The 25,545-nt window shown below is 64.8% G+C and carries 15 protein-coding genes; 10 read left to right on the forward strand and 5 right to left on the reverse strand.

All coding sequences use genetic code 11. The features are described from left to right. Positions 1 to 101: 101 nt before the first annotated feature. Entirely contained in the window at positions 102 to 6,155 is a 6,054-nt protein-coding gene (locus LB538_RS03520; protein ID WP_224531835.1) for a translocation/assembly module TamB domain-containing protein, read from the reverse strand. 2 nt (positions 6,156 to 6,157) lie between these two features. Further along, positions 6,158 to 8,086, reverse strand: coding sequence for an autotransporter assembly complex protein TamA (locus tag LB538_RS03525; RefSeq protein ID WP_224531836.1), 1,929 nt, complete (start codon positions 8,084 to 8,086; stop codon positions 6,158 to 6,160). A 277-nt stretch (positions 8,087 to 8,363) separates the two neighbouring features. On the opposite strand from LB538_RS03525, the gene LB538_RS03530 reads away from it, so the two are divergent. From LB538_RS03530 to LB538_RS03560, 7 genes are all read left to right on the forward strand, one after another. Next, positions 8,364 to 13,844 carry an alpha-2-macroglobulin family protein gene (locus LB538_RS03530; protein WP_224531837.1) on the forward strand — a complete coding sequence of 1,827 codons (5,481 nt, stop codon included), beginning with the start codon at positions 8,364 to 8,366 and terminating at the stop codon, positions 13,842 to 13,844. Positions 13,845 to 13,968: 124 nt separating this feature from the next. Further along, on the forward strand, positions 13,969 to 16,059 hold the full coding sequence (gene pbpC, locus LB538_RS03535) for a penicillin-binding protein 1C (protein WP_224531838.1): 2,091 nt from the start codon (positions 13,969 to 13,971) through the stop codon (positions 16,057 to 16,059). A gap of 253 nt (positions 16,060 to 16,312) precedes the next feature. Beyond that, positions 16,313 to 17,002 (forward strand): M15 family metallopeptidase, encoded by a 690-nt coding sequence (locus tag LB538_RS03540; RefSeq protein ID WP_224531839.1) that lies wholly within the window; start codon positions 16,313 to 16,315, stop codon positions 17,000 to 17,002. A 201-nt stretch (positions 17,003 to 17,203) separates the two neighbouring features. Continuing rightward, positions 17,204 to 18,232 carry a sulfate ABC transporter substrate-binding protein gene (locus LB538_RS03545; protein WP_224531841.1) on the forward strand — a complete coding sequence of 343 codons (1,029 nt, stop codon included), beginning with the start codon at positions 17,204 to 17,206 and terminating at the stop codon, positions 18,230 to 18,232. A 90-nt stretch (positions 18,233 to 18,322) separates the two neighbouring features. Further along, a complete protein-coding gene (cysT, locus tag LB538_RS03550) occupies positions 18,323 to 19,174 on the forward strand; it encodes a sulfate ABC transporter permease subunit CysT (RefSeq protein WP_224531843.1) in 852 nt (283 codons plus the stop codon). Then, positions 19,167 to 20,051, forward strand: coding sequence for a sulfate ABC transporter permease subunit CysW (gene cysW, locus LB538_RS03555; RefSeq protein WP_095768925.1), 885 nt, complete (start codon positions 19,167 to 19,169; stop codon positions 20,049 to 20,051). Before cysT ends, cysW begins: the two co-directional genes overlap by 8 nt. 72 nt (positions 20,052 to 20,123) lie before the next feature. After that, positions 20,124 to 21,164 (forward strand): sulfate/molybdate ABC transporter ATP-binding protein, encoded by a 1,041-nt coding sequence (locus LB538_RS03560; RefSeq protein WP_095768924.1) that lies wholly within the window; start codon positions 20,124 to 20,126, stop codon positions 21,162 to 21,164. A 15-nt stretch (positions 21,165 to 21,179) separates the two neighbouring features. Here LB538_RS03560 and LB538_RS03565 read toward each other — a convergent pair whose 3' ends face one another. Continuing rightward, positions 21,180 to 21,578, reverse strand: coding sequence for a type II toxin-antitoxin system VapC family toxin (locus tag LB538_RS03565; RefSeq protein ID WP_224531845.1), 399 nt, complete (start codon positions 21,576 to 21,578; stop codon positions 21,180 to 21,182). Then, positions 21,578 to 21,850, reverse strand: coding sequence for an antitoxin (locus LB538_RS03570; protein ID WP_095768922.1), 273 nt, complete (start codon positions 21,848 to 21,850; stop codon positions 21,578 to 21,580). Before LB538_RS03570 ends, LB538_RS03565 begins: the two co-directional genes overlap by 1 nt. Before the next feature lie 232 nt (positions 21,851 to 22,082). On the opposite strand from LB538_RS03570, the gene LB538_RS03575 reads away from it, so the two are divergent. The 3 genes from LB538_RS03575 to LB538_RS03585 all read left to right on the forward strand — a co-directional run bounded on the left by LB538_RS03575 (position 22,083) and on the right by LB538_RS03585 (position 25,002). After that, positions 22,083 to 23,069, forward strand: a complete 987-nt coding sequence (locus LB538_RS03575; RefSeq protein ID WP_224531847.1) for a sulfate ABC transporter substrate-binding protein — start codon at positions 22,083 to 22,085, stop codon at positions 23,067 to 23,069. Between the two features lie 248 nt (positions 23,070 to 23,317). Then, complete coding sequence (locus LB538_RS03580; protein ID WP_040984137.1) at positions 23,318 to 23,767, forward strand: RrF2 family transcriptional regulator; 450 nt, start codon at positions 23,318 to 23,320, stop codon at positions 23,765 to 23,767. Between the two features lie 89 nt (positions 23,768 to 23,856). Then, positions 23,857 to 25,002, forward strand: a complete 1,146-nt coding sequence (locus tag LB538_RS03585; RefSeq protein ID WP_224531853.1) for a hypothetical protein — start codon at positions 23,857 to 23,859, stop codon at positions 25,000 to 25,002. 12 nt (positions 25,003 to 25,014) lie between these two features. Here LB538_RS03585 and LB538_RS03590 read toward each other — a convergent pair whose 3' ends face one another. Then, complete coding sequence (locus LB538_RS03590) at positions 25,015 to 25,518, reverse strand: gluconokinase (RefSeq protein WP_224531855.1); 504 nt, start codon at positions 25,516 to 25,518, stop codon at positions 25,015 to 25,017. Positions 25,519 to 25,545 lie beyond the last annotated feature (27 nt).

A 25,545-nucleotide genomic window follows, 5' to 3' on the forward strand; every position in this document is an offset into this window, starting at 1 on the left:
AAATCGTTGCGGGCGATTAAATCAATACATTTTATACGGATAACGGCCCTGTCCTCGCGGCGGCCAGCCTGCTGGGCAGACACAGAAGCGCCGGCGCGGCCTCAATATTCGCGTTCGTAGAAGACGCCGCCCTTGGCTTCGCCGGCATCATTGGCCTCGCCGCGCAGCTTCACGCCGCGACCGACATTGAGGTCGATCGTGGCCTTGCCGGAGCCCGGCTTATCGCCCTTCTGTATGGTCACATAGGTGCGGTCGTTAAGGTATTTGCCGGCCGAAACCGCGGTGCCGCCCTTCTCGTCCGTCGTCACGTCGAGATCGTCGACGCCGATTGCGTTGCGCAGGCTGTCGAGCAGCGAGGTCGTGCCGCCGGCGCCTGCCAATTGCGCGGCGGCGTCGGCGAGCTGAGCGATCTGCAGCGGTGACAGTCTGGACATGGATTGACCGAAGATGAGCTGCGCCAGGACCTCGTCCTGGGGCAGCGCCGGCACCGAGGAGAAGTTGAATTTCGGATCGGTCGCCTCGCCGGAAACCACGATTGTCACGGTGGCACTGCTTGTCGTGGTGGTCGCGGTGAGATTGAGGTAAGGCACCAGCGATCCCTGGAACCCGACCGTGCCCTCCGTGAATGTCAGCCGTTTTGCAAGGATCGTTAGCCGTCCACGCTGCAAGGTGAAAGTGCCCACGGCCTGCGGTGACGACGCCGGGCCGGTTAGTTTGAGCGAGCCGCCGAGCTCGGCGTCGACGCCCCTGCCCTGGATGAAGATCTGGTTCGGCGCGTTGACCGTCACGTCAAGCGTCAGGCCGCTGCCGCCCTTGCTGCTGCCGCTGGACGTTGGCGGGCGCAGCGCCTTGTCCTGTGCCCGCACGGCGCGTGGCGCGTTCTTGTGCTTGACGTTGAGTTCCGAGAGTGACCCGGGCAGCTTGTCCGGAACGGTGATGACCGTCCTCGCCAGATTGATGGTGCCGGCGATCACCGGTGCCGAGACCAGCGGCCCCTTGACGGTCAGGTCGCCGCCGAGATTGGCGGTCACCACCCGGCCGTCGGTGTAGCGGCCATCGCTGAGCTTGATCGACAGGTCGGCCGGGAAGCCTTGCGCCGGCGTGATGCCCACCGTGCCGCTGGCCGACAGGCTGCCGCGCGTCGACAGCTTTCCGGTCAAGCGATTGATCCTGGCGATGCCGCCGCCGATCGAAACGTCGGCGTCGATATCGTTGACCGCCAGGCCGGAACGCGCATCGATAAGGCGCGCGCCGGATGTCGTGACTTTGCCGCTGATCACCGGCGCGGATGCGGGGCCGCGCACCTGCACATCGACATTGGCAGTGCCGTTGAGCGCCAGACCTTGCGCGGCGAGCTTGGCGGCAAGGAAGGAAAACGGCACCTTGCCCTTGAAGTCGAGCGCCAAGGTGGGCGTGCCTGTCGTCGCCACCGTGCCGCCACCCTTGAGGCCGAGGCCGGCGCCATCGCTGATGTTGGCGTCGAAGGCGAGCTTGTTGCCGGCGAAGGTTCCCGACGACGACACATTCATGCCGCCGAGGCCGGCGCCGCGCGTCTGCGAGGTCTGCACGCCGGACGCATCGATGTTGAAGGCGGCCGATGGGGTCGCCGGCGCGCCGGTGACCTTGACCGTGCCCGAGACCGAGCCGACCGCGTCGAGACCCGGCGAGAAACTGTTGGCGAGCGAGATCGGCACCCGAGCCAGATTGGCGTTGATGTCGAGCGTCTGCGCGACCTTGCCAGTCACCGTCGCCGTGCCGCCGCCGAGATTCAGCACCAGCCGGTCGAGCGTCGTCACCCCGTTGGCAATGGTCACGGTCGAGGCCTGCGCGATCGCGGCCTTGATGCCCTGCATCGTCGCCTGGCCCGACGCGAGCTCGACGGTCGTCGTGCCGTTGGCGATCCTTACCCGGCCGGCTGCCTTCGCCGGGATATTCTTGACGGTGGCGCCGCCGGAGAAGCCGGTCCAGTCGCCGTCGCGCTTGAGGTCGACATCGATGCCGGTGATGGCGGTTCCGCCGGAAGTCACGCTCTCGGCGCGTACCGTGCCGGCAATAACCGGTGCCGCCATGTAATTCGCGATCTGCGCGTCGATGGCGACATTCCTGGCGGAAAGATCGCCGCGCTTGATCTCGGAGGTGTTCGCCTTGACGGCGACATTGGGCCCGTTGGCTGCCTTGGTAAAAGCGATCGTGCCGCGCACATTGCCCTCGGCTTTTTCCAGCGCCAGCGCGGCCAGCGGCCCGATATCGGGCAGGTCGAGCGAAACGGTGCCGACCGGCACGAAGGCATCGTCGAGAGTGAGATCGCCGGCAATCTTGTTCGGACCGAGCGACAGCAAAAGCCCATTGATCGCGCGGCTGCCATTGGTCGTGGCGAGCACTGCGCTGCCTTGCAGATTCTGCCCGGCGACATTGCCGGTGAGTTCAACATTGGCCGCCGGATTGGCGGCATCGGCCTTGCCGCTGGCCGTAAGCCTCAGTCCCGTGATCTCGCGCGCCGCCACGGAAAGCCGGTCGCTGCTCACCGTCATCGACAGGTCCGGCGTGGTGACCGGGCCTTGCGCGTTCAAGACAAAGGCGATGGCGCCCTTGGCGTCTTTCGACAGCCCCGAAACATCGCTCAATGCGCCTCTGATCCCGGCGGCCAACCTGCCGTCGGCAAGGCTCGCCTGCCCGTCGGCGCTGAGCGCGCCGGAATTCAGCTTCAGCCCGTCGACATTGACATTGCCATTGGCATCGCGCTTCAGCGAGGCGCTCAACGCAGCGCTCTCGCCAAGCATGCCGCGCACCGTCGCCGGTAAGGCTGAAGAGGCGACATTGGCGTTCATATTGAGGTCGACCGAACCGTCGCCCAGCGATATCCGGCCGGCGACCTGGCTGTTGAGCGCATCGCTTCTCAAGGAGCCGCTGTCGACGGCAACAGCATCGGTCGTCAGGCGGCCATTGACCTTGGCCGTGACCTTGCCGGCGATCAGCGGCGCGATCGTCGGATTGTCGAGGCCGATCCTGTCCACCGACACCGTGCCGGAAACCTGACCTGCCCGCCCCTTGAGGTCGAAGGCATCCGAATGCAGCGCTAGGGTGAGGCCGTCGACCGTCGCCTGGCTGGCGGCAATGGAAGGCAGGATCGCGGACACATCGAGCCGCGCCTGCGTGCTTTCGCCCGCCATCTTTGCCGACAAGGACCGGACAGCGATCTTGACCGGGCTTTGGGCGCTGCCGACCGTCAACGGCAGGCTGGCTCCGGACGAGGTAAGGTCGAGAGAGAAATCGCTGGCGCCGTTCGGGTTGAGGGTGCCGGCGGCCTTGCCTGAAATCCCTTCGCCCGAAAGCGTGGCGTGGTCCAGGGCGACGCCGCCCGCCAGCGTGTAGGTACCGGCAGCGTCCAGATCCAGCGGCCCGAGCCCCGCCTGCCGGGTCTGGCTGGTCTCGGCGCCCGCCAACTTCGCGTCGAACTGAATGTCGGGATTGGACGATGGACCCGTGACGTGTGCCGTGCCTTCCAGCGTTCCGGCCCCGTCGAGGCCGGGCACGAAATCATTGGCGAGCGCCAACGGGAGGTTGGCGAGATTGGCCGTCAGGTCCAGTGCCTGACCGGCGCTCCCGGAAACCGTTGCCGAGCCGCCGCCGAGATTGAGCGCGAGCTTCTCGATGGCGGTCACGCCATTGGCGATGGAGAGGCTGGAAGGCTCGGCGATGGCCGCCTTGATGCCGCGCACCGTCGCCTCGCCGGAAGCGATTTCCACGCTCGTCGTGCCGTTGGCGATCTTCACCCGGCCGGTGGCAGTGGCCGGAATGCCGGACGCCGTGGCGCCGCCGGTAAAGTTCGTCCACTCGCCGTCGCGCTTCAAGTCGATGCCGATGCCGCTGATGACCGTGCCGCCGGAGGTCACGCTATCGGCCTTGATCGTGCCTGAGATCGCCGGCCCTTTCAGATAGTTGGCGATCAGCGCGTTGACGGTGATGGCTTTCGCCGCCAGATCGCCGCGGGCGATCGACGTGCTGGTCGCATTTACGGTGACGGTCGGCGCCTCGCCGTTCTTGGCGAAGGCGATCGTGCCGTTGATATCGCCGGTCGCGCTCTGATTTGCGAGCGCCGCGAGCGGTCCGATGTCGGGCACGGCAAGCGTCAGCGTGCCGAGCGGCAGGAACTTGTCGTCGAGCGCGAGATCGCCCGAGACCTTGTTGTCGCCCAGCGCCAGGCTGAGACCCCTGATCGAGCGCTTGCCGTCGGCCGTCACCAGCGAGGCTTCGATGTCCAGCGCCTGCCCCTCGGCGCTGCCCGTCAGCGAGATTTCGGCGGACGGGTTGGCGATGTCGGCCTTGCCCTTGGCCGAGAGTTTGATGTCCTTCACGGTGCGGCCGGCGGCCGTCAGGCTGGCGCTGTCTGCTGAAACGGAGAAATCCGGCGCCCAGCGCGGGCCGCTCGTGGTCAGCGCGAAATTGACCCCGCCGGCAAGCGGCGTGCCGGCGAGCGACGACAGTGGCGAGACATCGCCCAATGTGCCTTTGACGCTGGCCTGGATATCCGATCCTTGCATGCTGCCGGTACCGCTGGCGCTGAGCGAGCCGGAACTGATCTCCAGCGAATTGGCGGCGAACGCGCCTTGCGGATCGCGCGTGGCGGTGGCCGAGAATTTCACCCGCTCGCCAAGCAGCGAGCTGATCTGCGGCGGCAATGCCTTCGAGACGGTGTCGGCATTCATCTTCAGCGTCATCGAAAGGTCGGCCAGCGCCACATTTGCCGTCAGCCCGGCATTGAGCGCATCGCTGCGCAAGGTGCCTTTGTCGATGGTCACGGTCTCGCGGCTGATCGTGCCGGAAAGATCCGCGGCGAGCTTGCCGGTCACCAGCGGCGCCAGCGTCGCGACATCGGTCTTCAGGCCGGCGGCCGCGAGCCTGATGGCGACCGGGCCGCTAACGGTCTCGACGTCGAAGCCGTCGGAATGGATCTCGCCCGTAATATTGTTGAGCTGCGTGCCGCCGACGGCGACCGAAGTAAGCGACGTGCCGATATCGAGCATCGGCGCCTTGCCCTCGCCGAAGGCGCGCACCGTGGCCTTTTCGACCGCGACCAGGATCGGAACCGAGCTGTTGCCGACATCGACGGTGACCGGCTTGTCCTTTGCGGAGAGCTCGACCGCAAGGTCGCTGGCGCCCTTCGGATCGATATTGCCGGTGGCAGTGCCGTGCACCGCATCGCTCTCTATGATGGCCTGCTCGATATCGATCCCACCCGACGCGGTCGCCGTTCCGGCGAGGTCGAAGCTCGTCTTGCCGGCAAACAGAGCCTTTATCTTCTCCGGCAGGAACTCTTCGAACTGGCCGTCGCCCTTGGCCTCGATGCGGTGGCCCTTGTCAGTGAGCTGGTGCCGGCCGGTCAACTGGCTGACGATCCGGCCGTCGACCATGAAGGTGCCGACGCCGCTCCAGTTGGCCAAAGGCCCGCCGCCGGACACGACGATGTTGACGGGCGGCGCATCCGGCAGCTTGAGCAAATTGGCGATGATGCCGCCGGCCGGTTCCGACGCCTTGAGGTCGAGGTCGAGCTTGTTGTCGGCCGGCGCAAAGTGGATCTTGGCGTCGACATTGCCTTGCTTGCCGTCATGGCGGCTGACGTTGAGCACGCTTTCGATCGCCAGCGGCGACGGATCGGCCTTGAGCGAACCCTTGGCGGCCAGTTCGGCGATGCCGCTGCCGGCAAGCTCCTGTCCAAGCGCGATCTCCGGCAGGTCGATCTGCTTCACGTCGATCGACACCGGCAGGCTGGATGAGCCACCTTGCGATGGCTGCTGGCTCGGCTGCGGCAGCCGCGCCAGCTCGATGCGCTCGGCGGCTAAGTGATCGGCATTGAAATTCCAGGACAGCAGCGCCGCCGGCGACCAGTCGAGCGCTACCTTGCGCGCCACCATCCAGGGGCCGGCGCGGTCTTCCAGCACGATGTGGTCGACCCTGAGCGCGCCCGACCAGATGCCTTCGATGCCGCTGACCGTCACCTTGCGGTCCTCGCTCGAAGCCACCTTCGAAATCAGGCCGGCAAGATTCTGCCGGCCGCCTTCGGTGTCGGTCAGAACGACAAGCGCGCCGATCGCCACCACGAGCAGCACAAGCAGCGCGTAGAGGCAGATACGGAGGATGCGCCAGACCATCTTCATCGTCAGAACGCCTGGCCGATGCCGGCATAAATGCCGAAATGCGGATCGCCCGGATCGCGGTTGAGCGGCACGGCAGCGTCGATGCGCAACGGCCCGAAGGGAGTAATATAGCGCAGGCCGACGCCGGCGCCGACCTTCACATTCGAGAAATCGGGGAAGGATTTGGTCGAGACGGTGCCGGCATCGACGAAGGGCACGATGCCGATCGTGTCGGTGACGCCGATGCGCATCTCGACCGAGGTTTCGAAGAAGGAGAGACCGCCGATCGGCTGGCCGTTGATATCCTTCGGGCCGATGCCCTGATATGCATAGCCGCGCACCGAGCCGCCGCCGCCGGAATAGAAGCGACGGTCGGCCGGCACGTTCTGCAGCCCGGTGCCGACGATCGAGCCCAGCGTCGCGCGCTCGGCGAGCACGAACCGGCTTGCCGTGTCGAGCGACTGGTAGGTGTAGCCCTCGCCCTTCAGCTTCAGGAACGTCGCGCCATTCAATATGTCGTAGCTCGGCTCGGCATAGGCTAAGAAGCGGAATCCCCTGGTCGGGTTCAGCTTGTTGTCGCGGCTGTCATAGACATATTGCAGCGGCACGCTGGCGATCAGATAGGTATGCTTGCCGAAGGCGTCGGTGATCCTCGAATAATCGAGATCGAATTCGGCCGACACCCGCTGTTTCTTGTCGAGGTCGTAGGAAACGCCGACGTCGCCCTTGACCGAGAAATGGTCGTAGGCATCGGGGTGTTCGAACACCGTCTTTACGCCGGTGAAGAATTTCGACGTCGGCCCCAGCACGCCCGGCTTCTCGAACATGACGCCGGCATTGTAGTTGAGTGCGGAAAGGCTGTTGCTGCCGATGCCGCTGATCGATCCGTCGATGCGTAGCTTCTCCGCCTGGCCGAACAGATTGCGATGCCCCCAATAGCCCTCGAGCCCCAGGCCTTCCGTATTCGAGAAGCTGCCGCCGACGCCGAAATAGCGCGGCTTGCGCTCGCTCACCTGGACGCCGATCGGAATGTTGCCGTTGGCGTCGAGCCTGTCGCCTTCCTTGATCGTCACGCTGTTGAAGACCTCGAGCCCGAGCAGCCGGTCGCGCGCATCGTCGATCTCCTGCGGCGAATATTGCTGGCCCCGTTTCAGCCCGGTCATGTATTCGGTGAAGTCGCGATCGACCTTTTCCGTGCCCTCGACCGTCGTGTCGCCATAGCCGGCGACCGGGCCGGCGGCCACCGTCAACGTCACGTCCAGCGTCGAGCTGGTGTGCTCGGCGACGATCTCGCGGTTCGTGACCTTGGCAAGCGGCCTGCCCTCTTCCTTCAGCGCCCGCACGATCAGCAGTTCGGCCTTGAGCACCGCGCCTGAACCGGCATCGCCGCCGGCGATCAGGCCGAAATCGGCTGCCGCCAACCCCGCCGCATCGCCCTTCAGCCGGATGTTGCCAAGCGTGAATTTCGCCCCGGGGGAAACCGTAATGACCACCGGAATGGGCTGTGGCCCTTTGAACTCGGCATCCGGCGGCAATTCGTCGATCGACTTGCCCTCGATCGTGATGGTGACCACGCCTTCGTAGCGAGCATCGGCGTAGAGGGCGGCGACGAGCTGTTCGCGGTCGCCGCGTGCCTTGGCCATCAGGCCGAGCGACCCCGACACCGGATGATCCTCGTCATTTTTCAGCGCCGAGGCGTTTTCGAGCCTCTTGAGCAGATCCTTGTCGGCATCAGGCGCATTGATCGTCACCGAGTAGCGCAGCGGATCGACGATGTCGGCATCCTCGTCCTTGGACGAGCCCCAAAGCTTGATGCCGAAAATCTCGAAAGCCGCCGCCTGCCGTACCTCTACGGTCAGCACGGTCGAGCAGACGAGCGCGAAAAGCAGGGCGCGCGGGAGCCCGCGCCCTGGCGCGATCCCCTTTGACATCTGCGTTTCATGCGCCGGCATTAAGACAACCTAGTCGACAAAACTAAAATTGGAATGAAGTTCCGCAACGTTCGTAAAGGGGCCACAATCCAATTGTCTGAAATAGACCGGGCTTGGAATTCACACCTTTTGCATTTTCGCAAGAATGTGTGATCCGTCTCACAGAGGTTCTGTCGAAATACCGGCCTTTGGCCGGCATGGAAACCGTTCGCGGGTGGTAAACCTGCGGCGCTCCGGCGTTGACAAGCCTGCACGAAGCTTGATCATGCCCGGACGCTGGCGATGTCTGGAGGGTGGTATGGCAATGCGCGCGGCTCGTGGTCTCTCTTTGCTTCTTCTCATCTTTTTCGCCCTGGGCGGAGCGGCCTTTGCGGCCGAAGCCCGGAGAATCGTGACGACCGATAATTCCGACTATTTCGGCTTCGACCTGAGGTCGGAGCAGAATGTCAGCCTCGACCAGTGCAAGACCGCATGTCTCGGCGATCCCGCCTGCCGCGCCTTCACCTACAACACCAAGGCCAAATGGTGTTTTCTCAAATCCGACTATAACCAGTTGAAATCCTTCACCGGCGCAGTCGCCGGCAAGGTCGCCAATGTCGACGGCGATCCCGATATCGGCGCTCCGCCGGCACTGGCTTTTTTCCCCAACTGGATGGCCGACCAGGCCCAGCAGTTCCGCAACAAGCTGACCGATCCGGCCTATGACAAGCCGACCGAAGGGCTTGCCGCCCTGCAGGCCGCCGCTGAGCAGGCATCGCTTACCGGCGACCATCGTCTTGCCATGCAGAAATACCAGGCCGCGGTCTCGGTGCTGCCCGATGACGGCGCGCTGTGGCTGGCGCTGGCGCGCGAGACGCTCGCCGTGCAGCCGGCGTCGAACACCACTGAACCTTCGACTTTGCCGATGAATGTCACCTCGGCGGCCTTCAACGCCTACAAGCTGGTGCGCACGGCAAAGACCCGTGCCGAGGCGCTGGCGCTGCTTGGCGCCGGCCTCGACAAGCGCGACCTCTACCGGCCCTCGCTGCAGGCCTATGAGGCGAGCCTTGCGCTGGTGAGCTCGCCGGCCGTCCAGGCCGACTATGCCGATCTCAAGGCGCGCAAGGGCTTTCGCGTCGTCGAGCACACTGTCGATGCCGATTCCTCCTCGCCGCGCATCTGCGCCCAGTTTTCCGAGGGACTGGTCAAGACCGGGGTCGATTATTCGCAATTCGTGACGGTGGACAACGCCGCGCCCAAGGCCGTCGAGGCCAAGGACAAGCAGATCTGCGTCGAAGGCCTGGAACACGGCCAGCATTATGACGTGACCTTCCGCGCCGGCCTGCCGTCGGCGATCGGCGAGACGATCGCCGCGCCCGTCGTGCTGTCGATCTACGTCCAGGACCGCGCTCCCTCCGCCCGCTTCACCGGCGACAGCTTCGTGCTGCCGGCCGGGGCGCGCCGCGGCATCCCGGTCGTCACTGTCAACATGAACGCCGCCAAGATGACGCTCTACCGTATCGGCGATCGTTCGCTGGCGCAGCTTCTGTCCGGCTATCAGTTCCTGCATCAGCTCGACGGCTATGACATTTCCACCATTTCCGACCAGATGGGCGCGCCCGTCTGGTCGGGCACGCTCGAAATCGCCAATGATCTCAATAAGGAGGTTACCACTTCGTTCCCGGTGGATGAGGCGATCCCACAGCGCAAGCCCGGCGTCTATGTGCTGACCGCGCAGCCGGTCGACGACAAGAGCGACGACTATGGTTCACGCGCCACGCAGTGGTTCGTCGTCTCCGATATCGGCCTTTCCACCTATACCGGCCAGGACGGCCTCAACGTCTTTGCCCGTTCGCTGGGCTCGGCCAAGCCGATCTCCGGCGCCGAATTGACGCTGCTTGCCAGGAACAACGAGATTCTCGGCACGGCGACGACCGACGCCGAGGGCCACGCCGTCTTCAATCCGGGCCTCACCCGCGGTGAGAACGGCATGGTGCCGGCCGTGCTGATGGCCAAGCAGGGCGACAACGACTTCGTCTTCCTCGACATGGGCAAGGCCGGCTTCGACCTGTCGGATCGCGGCGTCGAGGGGCGCGCCTCGCCAGGCGCCCTCGACGTTTATGCCTGGACGGAGCGCGGCATCTACCGCGCCGGCGAGGACGTTCACGTCGCGGCCCTTGCCCGCGACGGCGCGGCAAAAGCGGTCGAGAACCTGCCGCTCACCTTCATCTTCACGCGTCCAGACGGGGTCGAGAACCGCCGCATCATCAGCAATGGCGAGTCCGCCGGCGGCCACGCCGTCGACCTGCCGCTCGAGGCCAACGCCATGCGCGGCACCTGGACGGTGTCGATCTACACCGATCCCAAGCAGTCACCGGTCGCCAGCCAGATGTTCCTGGTGGAAGACTTCGTGCCGGATCGCATCGAATTCGACCTGACCGCCGACAAGAAGGAGATCGCCCAGGGCGAGACCGCCAACGCCACCGTCGACGGCCGCTTCCTCTATGGCGCGCCGGCCGCGGGCCTCGCGCTTGAAGGCGAGCTGACTTTGTCGACCACAAGCAGTTGGGACAGCTTCAAGGATTTCACCTTCGGCCTGGCCGACGAGCAGTCGAGCGAGCCGACCGTCACGCCTCTCGCCAACCTTCCCTTGGTCGGCGACGACGGCAAGGCGACCTTCCCGGTCACGATCGCCCAGTTGCCGTCGACCACCAAGCTGGTCAACGCCAAGGTCACCGTCCGCATGCGCGAGGCCGGCGGCCGCGCCGTCGAGCGCTCGCTCGACATCGGCGTTCGCCCGCAGCGCGACGTCATCGGCATTCGCCCGGATTTCGAGGGCGATGAGGTGCCGCAGGGCGGCACCGCCAAGTTCAGCATCATTGCCGTCGACCCGAACGGCAAGCGCGAAGACCTGAAGGGCGCGCAGTGGTCGCTGGTCAAGGTCGAGCGCAACTATCAATGGTACCGTTCCAACAATTCGTGGAACTACGAAGCGGTCAGCCTCACCAAGGCCGTCGCCAACGGCGCGGTCGACCTGAAGGCCGATGGCGAGGCGACGGTGTCGCTGCCCGTCGATTGGGGCCGCTACCGGCTCGAGGTCGAGACCGCCGATCCCGACGGTCCAGCGACCAGCTATGAGTTCGACGCCGGCTGGTACGTCGCCTCCACCACCACCGAGACGCCGGACGGCCTGGAGATCGCGCTGGACAAGGACACTTATGTCGCCGGCGAAGTCGCCAAGCTGAAGGTCTCGCCGCATTTTGCCGGCGAGCTTCTGGTCACCATCGGTGCCGAAAAGCTGCTGAAGACCGTCACCGCTTCGGTGCCGGCCGGCGGCAGCACCGTAGACATCCCCGTCGGCGATGACTGGGGCGCCGGCGCCTATGTCACGGCGACCTTGTTCCGGCCCGGCGACGCGCAGGAATCGCGCATGCCTGCCCGCGCCATCGGCATCCAATGGCTGTCAGTCGATCCTGGCTCGAAGAAGCTGGCGGTCAGCCTGACGCCGCCGGAAAAGACCGTGCCGCGCCAGCAGCTGTCGATCCCGGTCGCCGTCAGCGGCGCTCAGGCCGGCAGCAATGCCTATGTGATGGTGGCTGCCGTGGATGTCGGCATCCTCAATCTCACCAACTACAAGGCGCCCGATCCGGAGGACTGGTTCTTCGGCCAGCGCATGCTGGGGCTGGAGATCCGCGACCTCTACGGGCGCCTGATCGACGGCTCGCTCGGCGCCATGGGCAAGATACGCACCGGCGGCGATGGGGCGAACATGCAGGCGCAAGGCAGCCCGCCGACGGAAAAGCTGGTCGCCTTCTTCTCCGGCCCGGTCGAGCTCGATGCCAATGGCAAGGCCCGGGTCGATTTCGACATTCCGCAGTTCAACGGCACCGTGCGCATCATGGCCGTCGCCTGGACCAAGGATGCGGTCGGCCATGCCCAGACCGACGTCATCGTTCGCGATCCGGTGGTGATCACCGCCGGCCTGCCGCGCTTCCTGGCGCCGGGCGATGCGGCGACCATGCGCCTCGACATCGCCGACACCGACGGCCCGGCCGGCGACTATGCACTCTCGGTCACCACGACCGGCGACCTGTCGACCGGCGACACGCCACTGCCCGAGAAGCTGACGCTCGCCCAGGGCAAGCGGCAGTCGCTCAGCTTCCCGCTGGTCGCCAAGACCGCGGGCGACGCCTCGGTCACGGTCAAGCTCGCGCATGCCGATGGCACGGAAGTCGAGCAGACGCTCTATCTGCCGGTGCGCCCGGCGCAGCTTCCGGTCACCAACCGCATGGTTGTCGACCTGAAGCCCAATGGCGGCTCGCTGCGCGTCGACAAGGAACTGCTTGCCGCAAGCGTGCTCGACGGCGCTTCGGTCAGCGTCGGCGTCTCGCAGTCGTCCGCGCTCGACGTGCCGTCGCTTCTGATGTCGCTCGACCGCTACCCCTATGGCTGCGCCGAGCAGACCACCAGCCGCGCCATGCCGCTGCTCTACGTCAACGACATGGCCAAGAGCATCGGCATGGAGAGCGATCCGGACCTGCATGGGCGCATCCAGGATGCCATCTACAAGGTGCTGTCCTACCAGGCGGCAGGCGGCAGCTTCGGCCTCTGGGGCCCCGGCTCCGGCGATCTGTGGCTCGACGCCTATGTCACGGAGTTCCTGACCCGGGCGCGTGAGCAGAAGTACGATGTGCCGGCGCTGGCCATGAACCAGGCGCTCAACAACTTGCAGAACGCACTCGGCTACGACCAGGACGTCCAGGACAAGGGCAGCGAGATCGCCTATGCGCTCTACGTGCTCGCCCGCAACAAGAAGGCCTCGATCGGCGACCTGCGCTATTATGCCGACACGCAGCTCGAAGCCTTCTCCAGCCCGATGGCCGTCGCCCAGTTGGCGGCGAGCCTGGCGCTCTACGGCGACGCGCAGCGTTCGGAAGCCACCTTCCAGACGGCGCTCAGGCTGGCGCAGTCGGAAACCGACTACGACTACTACCGCTCGGACTATGGCTCGCGGTTGCGTGACGGCGCGGCGATGCTGGCGCTGGCGGCGGAATCGAAGCCGGTGCCGAGCATCATGCCGCAGCTCATCAAGCTGGTGGGAGTGGCACGCGCCGACGCCCGCTGGACGAGCACGCAGGACGAATCCTGGATGCTACTGGCCGCGCGGGCGCTGAAGGAAGGCAATGATTCCATCACGCTTTCCGTCAACGGTGCGCCGCACTCGGGCGGCTATTCCGACCAGGTCGCCGGCAGCAACCTTGTCGACAGCCCGCTCACCATCGCCAATACCGGCGCGACGCCGCTGCAGGCGGTGGTGACCGCGGTCGCCGCGCCGGTCGAGCCGCTGCCGGCCGGCGGCGACGGTTTCACCATCGCGCGCACTTACTACAAGCTCGACGGCACCGAGGCCAATGTCACCGAGGCCAAGCAGAACGAGCGCTACGTGGTCGTGCTCAAGGTCTATGAGCAGAACAAATGGCCGTCGCGGCTCCTGATCACCGACCTGTTGCCGGCCGGCTTCGAGATCGACAATCCGAGCCTGGTTTCCAGCGCGCAATTGTCGAACTTCTCCTGGCTGGCGCAAACCGACGCCGCACATCTTGAGTTCCGCAACGACCGCTTCGTCGCCGCTTTCAATCCGAACGAAGGCGACGGCGACCGCAACATCACGCTGGCCTACGTCGTGCGCGCCGTGACGCCGGGCACCTACGCCCATCCGGCGGCGACGGTGGAGGACATGTACCGGCCGCAATACTCGGCCCGCACCGCCACCGGCGTGATGGAGGTGAAGGCCGAGTAGCGATGACAAGGTCGCCGATATCTCCCTTCTCCCCGTCTCCATACCGGGAGAAGGGGCCGGTTCACCCTCCGAAGCTGCAGCGTAGCTGCTGCGAAGGACGGGCAGGCGGGTGAGGGTCAGCGCCATGCTTTCCAGGAAATTTCTCAGACGCACCGCGATCGCAGGTCTTTGCCTCGCCGGCTTGGCAGCGCTTTCCGTCGCCGCGCTCTGGGAGCTCGACCGCGCTTTCCCGCCGCCGCTGCCGGCAAAGCTGACGGTCTCGACGGAGGTGCAGGATCGCGACGGTCAGCTGCTGCGCGCCTTCGCCACGCCCGGCGGCTACTGGCGGCTCGAAACCCGCCTCGACCAGGTCGACCGGCAATTCGTTGACATGCTAGTGGCTTACGAAGACAAGCGCTTCTGGGATCACCGCGGCGTCGATGTCCTGGCGCTTTGCCGTGCCGCCGGCCAGCTCGTCACCAGCGGCCATATCGTTTCCGGCGGCTCGACCTTGTCGATGCAGCTCGCCCGGCTGATCGAACCGCGCGACAGCCGCAGCCTCGACTCCAAGATCAAGCAGATGCTGCGCGCCATCCAGATCGAACGGCGGCTCACCAAGCAGGAAATCCTCGAGCGCTATCTGACGCTGGCGCCTTATGGCGGCAATCTCGAAGGCGTACGCGCCGCATCGCTTGCTTATTTCGGCAAGGAGCCGAAGCGGCTCACCGTGTCGGAAGCGGCCCTGCTCGTCGCCCTGCCGCAATTGCCGGAAAAGCGCCGGCCCGACCGCAACCTCGACATCGCCCACGCCGCACGCGACCGCGTGCTCACCCGCATGGTCTCGGCCGGTCTGCTCGGCGAACGCGAAGCCGCGCGCGCCGCGCTGGACGACGTCTCCGGCCTGCGCAGAAAATTGCCGGCGCTGGCCGCGCATGCTTCCTATGCCATGCTGCCCAGGGCCGTGCCAGGCAAGCCGCTGCAGCTCACCATCCGCAAAAGCGTGCAGCAGGGGCTGGAACAGGTGGCAAGGGATGCCGCCAGGAAGCTCGGGCCGAAACTTTCCGTCGCCATGGTCATGGCCGATGCGCGCACCGGCGACATTCTGGGCGAGGTCGGCTCGGCCGATTTCTTCGATGCCAGCCGCTCCGGCTGGATCGACATGACCAAGGTGGTACGCTCACCCGGCTCGACGCTGAAGCCCTTCATCTATGGGCTGGCCTTCGAGCAGGGGCTGGTGGCGCAGGAGATGATCATCGAGGACAGCCCCGCCGATTTCGGCGGCTACCGTCCGAAGAATTTCGACATGGGCTACCAGGGCGACGTCTCGATCCGCCAGGCGCTGCAATTGTCGCTCAATGTGCCGGCGATCCGCGTGCTCGACGCGGTCGGCCCCGCGCGGCTCACCGCGCGCTTCCGCCAGGCAGGCGTCAACCCGATCCTGCCGGTCAACGAAGCGCCGGGCCTGGCGATCGGACTTGGCGGCGTCGGCGTGACCTTGCGCGACCTGGTGCAGCTCTATACAGGGCTCGCCAATGGCGGCAAGATGCATACGCTGCATGACGGCACCGAGCCCGCCAATGCCGAGCGCATCACCGCCACCATCCTCGAAGACCAGGCGGCCTGGCAGATCAACGACATCCTGTCCGGGGTGAAGCCGCCGGAAGGCGCCATGCAACGCGGCATCGCCTACAAGACCGGCACCTCTTACGGCTATCGCGATGCCTGGTCCGTCGGCTTCGACGGCCGCTACGTGCTGGGTGTGTGGGTCGGCCGCGCCGATGCCAGCCCGATCCCCGGCCTGTCGGGCTATGTCTCGGCAGCACCCATCCTGTTCGAAGGCTTCGTCCGTTCCGGTCTTGCCGGCGTGCCGCTGCCCGGCCGGCCGCCGGGCGTCTTCAACCCCAAGCGCGATGAATTGCCGGTGACGCTCGCCCGCTTCGGCGCCGGCGCCGACGGTCTGGTGCAGGCCACCGCCACCGAGCCGGCGCCGACCATCATCTTCCCGCCCAATGGCGCGCGCGTCGACCTCGGCACCAATTCGGCCGATGCCACGCCGCTGGTGCTGAAACTGCAGGGCGGCCGGGCGCCGTTCCGCTGGCTCGCCAACGGCAAGCCGCTCGCCGGCATCGACCGCCGCCGCACCGCGACCTGGCAACCCGACGGCACCGGCTATTCGACGCTGACGGTGATCGACGCTGTGGGGCGAGCGGCAAGCGTGAAGGTTTTCGTTGAATAGGATGCGGCAAACGATTCAGGGGATTGCGCTTTTTTGCCTAATGTACGGCGCGAGGCACCCCCCTCTGCCCTACCGGGCATCTCCCCCGCAAGGGGGGAGATTGGCAGTTTCAGCGCTGCGCCCATCTTTCCAACGTCGGAGGATAGCGAAGGCAGCGAAGCCAATAATCTCCCCCCTTGCGGGGGAGATGGCCGGCAGGCCAGAGGGGGGTGCCTCGCACCGACGTTCGCAGTCAGCGGCTGCATTCCTCGCAATGCTGGCTCTCCTTCCAGCAACCTCCCCCGCTGCCGCCGATCCCCTGCCCGCCGGCTTCGTCAGGCTGGCCGACATCGACCCGACCATTCGCCAGGATATCCGCTACGCCGGCCTGGAAAATTTCCTGCACCGCAAAGCCGATGGCTATGAGGCGCCGGTCTGCATCCTGACCGCGCAGGCCGCGAAGGCGCTCTCCAGCGTCCAGAAAGCCATGACCGCCAAAGGCCTGACGCTGGTCGTCTTCGACTGCTACCGCCCCGCGCGAGCGGTTGCCGATATGGGCAGGTGGACAAGAGAAGGCGGCCGGCCTGACCCTAAATGGTATCCGACCGCCGAGCGTAACGATCTCATCGCCAAAGGCTATATCGGCGAGTTCTCCAGCCATTCTCGAGGTTCGACGGTGGACCTTGCCATCGCCGACCCCGGCAATAAAAGCGCGGTTCATCCGGCCTGCGGTGCGCCGGACGGCGACACGCTCGACTTCGGCACCGGTTTCGACTGCTTTGACCCAAAGAGCGAAACCGCCAGCGCCTTGATCGGCGCCGAAGCCACCGCAAACCGCAAGACGCTGCTGACCGCAATGCGCGCCGCCGGCTTTCGCAACTATGCGCGCGAATGGTGGCACTTCACGCTGGCAAAAGAGCCTTTCCCAAAACAGCGCTTCGATTTCCCGGTTAACGCCAATTGAGGCGCCCGGGGTTGTCATCACCCTGACCGCTTCTAATTAGGGCCCGCGGATGAAGCCCTGCGGCCGCTGGCTGAGGAAGTTATTTCCTCAACCGGCCCAAGCTCGGCGAAAAATTGCTTCGAGGAGATGAAAAAGGCAACATTCAATGCATCTAAATTCTATAAACTCGGTAGAGTTCGCAGCAGTTCAACGGAGGCCGGAATGACCAAACCTCATTTCAGGAAACTGCTCGGCGCGCTGGTCGCCACGTCTGTCCAGTTCGGCACGCTCGGTTTCGCGTTTGCCGACACGACCATTTTGAATGTGTCCTATGACCCGACACGTGAGCTCTATAAAGCCTATGACGAGGCGTTCGCCGCGCACTGGAAGGCTGAGACCGGCGAAACCGTCACCATCCAGCAGGCGCATGGCGGTTCCGGCGCGCAGGCCCGGGCGGTGATCGACGGCCTCGACGCCGACGTCGTCACGCTGGCCCTCGAAGGCGACATCAACGCCATCGTCTCAAAGACGAAGAAGATCAACCCGGATTGGCGCACGAAGTTCGAGAACAACTCCGCACCCTACACCTCGACCATCATCTTCCTGGTGCGCAAGGGCAATCCCAAGGGCATCCACGACTGGAGCGATCTGGTGAAGGACGGCGTCCAGGTGATCACGCCGAACCCGAAGACGTCCGGCGGCGCCCGCTGGAACTATCTTGCCGCCTGGGCCTACGCAAACGCCAATGACGGCAACGATGAAGCCAAGACCAAGGAGTTCGTCGGCAAGCTCTATGCGAACGTCCCGGTCCTCGATACCGGCGCGCGTGGCTCGACGGTGACCTTCGCGCAGAAGGGCCTGGGGGATGTGCTGATCGCCTGGGAGAATGAAGCCTATCTCGCGCTCGACGAATTCGGCGCCGACAATTTCGACATCGTCTACCCGCCGACCTCGATCCTGGCGGAACCGCCGGTCGCGGTCGTCGACGCCAATGTCGAGGCCAAGGGCACGCGCAAGGTCGCGGAGGCCTATCTGGGCTGGCTCTATTCCAAGGAAGCGCAGACCATCATCGCCAAGAACCACTATCGCCCGGCCAAGCCCGACCTGGTGCCAGCCGAGGACCTTGCCAAGCTGCCGGCAATCAAGCTGGTCACCATCGACGACCCGCAATTCGGCGGTTGGAAGAAAGCGCAGCCTTACCATTTCGGCGACGGTGGTATATTCGACCAGATCTACAAACCGGCGCAGTGAGGACGGACGGCCGGAGCCTCACGGGCGTCCCGGCCGAATGCTACTGCGCGGAGCCATTCCGGTTTGAATAGAAGGACGATCCAGGACAGCATGACCACAGCACCCGTCAAGGCGGGGTGGCGATTCAAGCAGCCGAGTGTCATTCCGGGTTTCGGACTGACGCTCGGCTTCTCACTTGCCTACCTCACGCTCATCATCCTCATCCCGCTTTCGGGGCTGGTCTGGCGTTCGGCAGCGCTCGGCTGGGCCGATTTCTGGGCGATCGCCGTCGACCGACGCACCCTCAACGCGCTGAAGATAAGCTTCGGCACCGCCTTCCTGGCGGCTGTCGTCAACGTCGTGTTCGGCACCATCGTCGCCTGGGTGCTGGTCCGCTACCGCTTCCCTGGACGCCGCATCGCCGACGCGATGGTCGACCTGCCCTTCGCCCTGCCAACGGCCGTCGCCGGCATCGCGCTCACCACGCTCTATGCGCCGAACGGCTGGATCGGCCAGCTTCTGATGCCGCTCGGCCTCAAGGTCGCCTACACGCCACTGGGCATCGTCGTCGCGCTGGTGTTCATCGGCTTGCCCTTCGTGGTGCGCACGGTACAGCCGATCATGGAAGAGATCGACAAGGAGGTCGAGGAAGCAGCCGCCACGCTCGGCGCCAGCCGTTTCCAGATCATCACCCGCGTGCTTTTCCCAGGCCTGGCGCCGGCGATCATCACCGGCTTTTCGCTCGCCTTCGCGCGCGGCGTCGGCGAATACGGCTCGGTCATCTTCATCGCCGGCAACCTGCCCTTCAAGTCCGAGATCGCGCCGCTTCTCATCGTGATCAGGCTCGAGGAATACAATTACGAGGCGGCGACTGCGATCGCCGCGATCATGCTGGCGCTGTCCTTCGTGATGCTTTTGGTGGTCAATCTCGTCCAGACATGGAGCCGCAAGCGCTATGGCTGATCCCGAGATCAAATCCTACGAGCCGCATCACGAGAGCCAGTCGGCTGCGGTGACCGAAAGCCGGCCCGTCAAGGCCGTGCTGATGGCAATCGCCTTCGCCTTCCTTGCAGTCTTCCTGCTTTTGCCGCTGATCGTCGTCTTTCATGAGGCGCTTGCCAAAGGCATCGGCGCCTACACGGAAGCCCTTTCCAGCCCCGATACGCGCTCCGCCATCCGTCTGACATTGCTTGTGGCGGCGATCTCGGTGCCGCTCAACGTCGTCTTCGGCATCTCTGCCGCCTGGGCCATCGCCAAGTTCGAATTCAAGGGCAAGGCGTTCCTGACCACGTTGATCGACCTGCCCTTCTCGGTCTCGCCGGTCATTTCCGGCCTGGTCTATGTGCTGCTCTTCGGCGCGCAAGGGCTGCTCGGCGCCTGGTTGAAGGCGCATGGCATCGTCATCCTCTTCGCCGTGCCCGGCATCGTGCTGGCCACCATCTTCGTCACCTTCCCCTTCGTCGCCCGCGAGCTCATCCCGCTGATGCAGGAACAGGGCAATGGCGACGAGGAGGCGGCGCTATCGCTGGGCGCCGGCGGCTGGCAGGCCTTCTGGTATGTGACGCTGCCCAACGTCAAATGGGGACTGCTCTACGGCGTGCTTCTGTGCAATGCGCGCGCCATGGGCGAGTTCGGCGCAGTCTCGGTGGTGTCGGGCCACATACGCGGCCTCACCAACACCATGCCGCTGCATGTCGAGATCCTTTATAACGAATACAACGCTGTCGGCGCCTTTGCCGTGGCTTCGCTGCTCGCCGGTCTGGCGCTGGTGACGCTGGTCTTGAAAACGCTTCTCGAGATGCGCTACGGCGCCGAGATCGCCGCGACGCGCGGACACTGAACACTATCTGTCGCCGAAGAGTGCCTGGCAATTTTAGGAACAACGACAGCATCAACGGACTGAGGGATTTGCATGGAAGTTCGCGTCGTCAACGTGCGCAAGGAGTTCGAGCGGTTTCCAGCGCTCCACGACGTATCGCTCGACATCAGGTCTGGCGAGCTCATCGCGCTGCTCGGGCCATCCGGCTCCGGCAAGACGACTCTGCTTCGGCTGATCGCCGGCCTGGAACGGCCGACCAAGGGCGCGATCTTCTTCGGCGACGAGGACGCCTCGCAGAAGTCGATCCAGGAGCGCAATGTCGGCTTTGTCTTCCAGCATTACGCGCTGTTCCGCCACATGACGGTTGCCGACAACATCGGCTTCGGCCTGAAGGTCCGGCACGGCGCCGCAAGGCCGTCGGGGCAGGAAATCCGCCGCCGGGCCCTGGAATTGCTCGATCTCGTCCAGCTGTCGGGCCTGGAGAAACGCTACCCCGCTCAGCTTTCAGGCGGCCAGCGCCAGCGCGTCGCGCTCGCCCGCGCCATGGCGATCGAGCCCAAGGTGCTTTTGCTCGACGAACCGTTCGGCGCGCTCGACGCACAGGTTCGCCGTGAGCTGCGCCGCTGGCTGCGCGAGATCCACGACCGCACCGGCCACACGACCGTCTTCGTCACGCATGACCAGGAAGAAGCGCTGGAGCTTGCCGACCGCGTCGTCGTCATGAGCCAGGGCCGCATCGAGCAGGTCGGCACCGCCGACGATATCTACGACACGCCGAACTCGCCCTTCGTCTACTCCTTCATCGGCGAGTCGAGCTCACTGCCGGTCAAGGTCGAGAACGGCGAGGTGTGGATCGCCGACCGGCCGATCGGGCTCTCGGCGCCGCATGCGCCTTCCGGTGAGGCGATCCTCCACTTCCGTCCGCATGACGTCGACCTGGTCGACGGCTGCAGCGGCTGCATCGCCGGCACCGTTGCCGCCAGCCGCCGCGTCGCCGGCACCAGGCGCGTCGAGCTCGAGATCGGCGGTGAGCGCCAGCGCGTCGAGATCGAGCTGCCCGTAGACCATCCTGCGGCGCAGAAGAGCCGGGTGGCTTTCAGGCCGCGACGCTGGAAGCTTTTTCCGGCGTCGTGATCGTCGCGTCGAGCGCTACTCCAACCAGTTCTCGAGCTTCAGCTTGCCGATCCGGCTGAACTCGGCCATGTTGGCTGTCACCAGCGTGGAACCTGACGCGCAGGCATGAGCAGCGATAAAGAGGTCGTTGTGGCCGATGGTCTCGCCCCTGCCTTCCAGTTCGGCGCGCAGCGCGCCGTACTCGGCATCCGCCGGCACATCGAGCGGCAGCACCGGAATCTCGGCCAGCAGTTCCTCGACCTTCTTGAGCAACTTGGCTGATCCCTTCCTGGCGCAGCCGTACCGCAGTTCCGAAGCGACGACGATGCTGGTGCACACGGCAGCGTCTCCCTCGCGCGCCATGACGCCGGCGGCTTTGCCGCCTGGGTTTCGGATCATGTCGCTAATGATGTTTGTGTCGAGCATGAACCGCATCAAAAAATGTCCTCGGGTCCGACAGGACTATCCTTGATCTCGGGGAAGTCATCCTCAGGACCCAGCGGGGCTTCCTTCGCCCACTGGGCGAGCAGTGCCGTGAGACCTGATTTACGAATGGGCTCGATAACAAGACGGTCGCCCTCGCGGCTGATCAGGACCTTGTCGCCGGGGAGTTCGAACTCGACTGGAATCCGCACCGCCTGGCTGCGGTTGTTGCGGAACAGCTTTGCCTCTTTCGGCGGCGTCGCTGCATGGCGTTGTTGGCTCATCACGGTATTCCCTTGTATATGCCATATGTATATGCCAAGGCGCCGAAGCGCAATCTTTTTGCCTATGGATATCGCTCCACAATGACTCTTGTTGGAAATAAATACTAACAACCGACTGTTCCGGCGGTGACTTTTTTCACCTGACGCCGTCTAGCCGGCGCGCGTGTCTCGCCGCTCAACAGCGCCACGGCTATCATCGGCCATTGCCATATTTTCCTCGGAGTCCGTTTTCATGAAGCGTCTGTTGCTCGGCATCGCGGCTGTTGCCGGTCTCGTCCTCGCGTCCTCCCAAGCCTGGTCGGCCGACAAGCTTTTGAATGCATCCTATGATGTCGGCCGCGAGTTGTTCGCCGACATCAATAAGGCTTTCATCGCCAAGCACCCCGGCGTCACAGTCGATCAGTCGCATGCCGGCACCTCGGCGCAGGCGCGCGCAATCGCCGAAGGTCTTGGCGCCGATGTCGTCACCTTCAACCAGGTCACCGACGTCGACTTCCTGGTCAAGAAGGGATTGATCTCAGCCGATTGGCAGAAGGATTTTCCGGACAACGCCTCGCCCTTCTATTCGCTGCCGTCCTTTCTGGTGCGCGCCGGCAATCCCAAGCACATCAAGGACTGGAACGATCTGGTGCGCGACGACGTGCAGGTGATCTTCCCGAACCCGAAGACATCAGGCAATGCGCGCTACACCTATCTCGCCGCCACCGCCTACGCCAAGGAAGCCTTCAAGGGCGACGACGCCAAGGTGAAGGAGTTCATCACCAAGCTCTTCAGCAACGTGCCGATCTTCGACACCGGCGGCCGCGCCGCCACCACAACTTTCGTTCAGCGCGAGATCGGCGACGTGCTGATCACTTTCGAGTCGGAGACGCGCGGCATTCGCAAGGAGTATGGCGACGACAAGTTCGAGCAGGTCACGCCTTCGGTCAGCCTGCTGGCCGAGTTCCCCGTAGCGGTCGTCGACAAGGTTGCCGACGAGCATGGCAGCCGCGATCTCGCCAAGACCTATCTCGACTTCCTCTATACGCCCGAGGGCCAGGAGATCGCCGCCGGGAACGGCCTGCGGGTCCGCGACGCGACGGTCTCCGCCAAGCACAAGGCGGACTTCCCCGATGTCCGGTTGCTGACCGTGGAGGACGTCTTTGGCGGCTGGGACAAGGTGCAGAAGGAGCATTTCGCCGCCGGCGGGCTGCTCGATCAGGCCTACGGCAGCCGTTGAAAAGCTCCGCAATCAGAAAGAGCAAGAAAGCCGGCTTTGCCGGCTTTCTTCATGTAAGCGGGGCTGCATGAGTTCGCGGGGAAATCCCAACCCCCAATGTGAAAAACGTTACGAAGAATCAACGCGTTTGTGCCTAAGCTGTGGTGCGAATTATTGGGCCAGGCGGCGTCAGGCGGTCAAACTGTCATGATTTGCACACAAACAACCGCCAGATGCAGGCGCATTGGGGTTGATGAACTGAATCGGGCATGCTGACCAAAAAAGGCAAATACGGCCTCAAGGCCCTCGTGCATCTTTCCGGCCTGCCGGCTGGCCAGCTTGCATTCGTCAACGACATCGCCGTCGCCAACAACATCCCGAAGAAATTCCTGGATGCGATCCTGGGCGAGTTGCGCAATGCCGGTTTCGTCCAGAGCCGCAAGGGCAAGGAAGGCGGTTACCGCCTCGCCCGTCCCGCTTCCGAGATCAAGATCGGCCATGTCGTGCGCGTGCTCGACGGGCCGCTGGCGCCGATCCCTTGCGCCAGCCGCACGCAATACCAGCGCTGCGAGGATTGCGACGAGGCAACCTGCCAGGTCCGCCACATGATGCTGGAAGTGCGCCAGGCGATCGCCGAGGTGCTCGACAACCGCAGCCTCGCCGCCATGCGCGACGCCGACAACGACGATTTCCCGGCGGAGCTCACGTCTCAGATTTGAAGCGACCCGGCCCTGACGGCAGTCCCGTCGGTTGCTTGTCTGCTTTCCACGCAGTAAAGCGGCTGGAGGATGAAACGGGGCTCTGACGCATGAGGCTGCCTTGGCTTGGCAATTCCCGTAAGGCCAGCCGGCAACCATCGTCGAACGACATCTATCACACCGAGATCACGGCCGACGTGCCGGTGCCGGAGCGCGGCGAGTCCGTTCGCTTCTTCAGCCGCAAGGTTGTGCGCCCCGGCAAATTGCGTCGCTTCACCAATCGGGATCCGCGCGAGAGCCTGTTGTCCTGTTTCTATCTCGGCGTCGCGGCGATGCTGCCGGTCTCCTGGTGGAGCTCGATCTGCGGCTGGGTGTCCAGGCTCAGGCGCAAGCGCCACTTCCGCAAGGAGTTTGCCCGTTACGACGTCGCGGTGAAGGCCGTGCTCGGCGATGCCGTCGACACGAAAAGCATGTTCGAGGCGCAACTCGCCGCCGTTCACCGCCGGCGGCTGACGCTTGCGGCGCATCTCGTCGCCGGCTGGCGCTGGTCGCCGGCGATCCGACTCGAAGGCCTCGAGGCTCTGCAACAAGCCCTGCGCAACGGGCGCGGCGCCATCGTGTGGTGCGACCAGTTCACGGCGCAGACGATCATGGGCAAGCGCGCCCTGCATGAGGCCGGCGTCGATGCCCATCAGGTGAGCGCGCGCTACCACGGCTTCTCGCCGAGCAAGTTCGGCCTGCGCGTGATCAACCCGCCGCTGGTCAGGCTCGAGAACCGGTTCCTGAAAAGCCGGATCGTCTTTGAGCGCACCGACGCCTATCAGGTCACCACGCGTATCCAGAAGGTGCTGAAAGCAAACGGCTTGGTGCTGATGACCAACACCGTCTATGCCGGCTCCGCCTTCACCGAGGCCGCCATGGGCGAGCGCGGCTGGACCCACCTCGCCTCGGCGCCGGCAAACTTCGCCGCGCGCGCCGGCGCTGCGCTGTTTCATATGGCGACCATCGAGACGGCGCCCTTTCGCGAGTATAGGGCGATCGTCAAAGAACTGAGCGCGACGCCAGAGGCGCCCGCATCGCCTGCCAAGGACACGGCAGGGAAGAACCTCGTCGTTCAGGCAGGATTTATCCTGTCGAAGCGCGACCGGATGCTGGAGACGCTCAAACTCTGTCCTGAACAGATGATGGCCTGGTCGAGCGCCGTGCGGCTGACCGACCAGCCAGCCGAAGCCGCGATCGGCAACGACGAAGCCTGATTACCAACTGATCTAGCGGATGATCTCTTGCAGGATTCCCGCTACACTTCGCGTTCCGTCGACCGCTACCGCCTGTTCGTCCGCCGTAGGCTCCTCCAGCGTGGCGAACTGGCTGTCGACCAGGCTGGCGGGCATGAAATGGCCCTTGCGATCGGCGACGCGCCGCCAGGCGGTCTCCCGATCGATCCTGAGATAGAGGAAGACCATACCGGGGCAGAAGCGGCTCAGCCGGTCACGATAACTTCGCTTCAGCGCCGAGCACGCCGCCACCGCCTTCCGCCCATCGGCAACCGAAGTCGCGATACGCTCGCCTATGGCGTCGAGCCAGCCGGCGCGCAACGCATCGGTCAGCGGCTCGCCGCGCGCCATGCGCGCCACGTTCTCCGGCGGATGCAGCAGGTCTCCTTCGATGAAGTCGGCGCCCAGCGCCTTGGCGAGCGCCTCGCCGACGGCGGTCTTGCCGCAGCCGGCAACGCCCATGACGACGATGGCGGGCGCCGTCCGAAGATCGTTCATGCCAGGCTCCGGGGTCTGCGGTCTTGC

This window comes from Mesorhizobium sp. Ca11 (assembly GCF_020165275.1).
GTDB lineage: Bacteria > Pseudomonadota > Alphaproteobacteria > Rhizobiales > Rhizobiaceae > Mesorhizobium.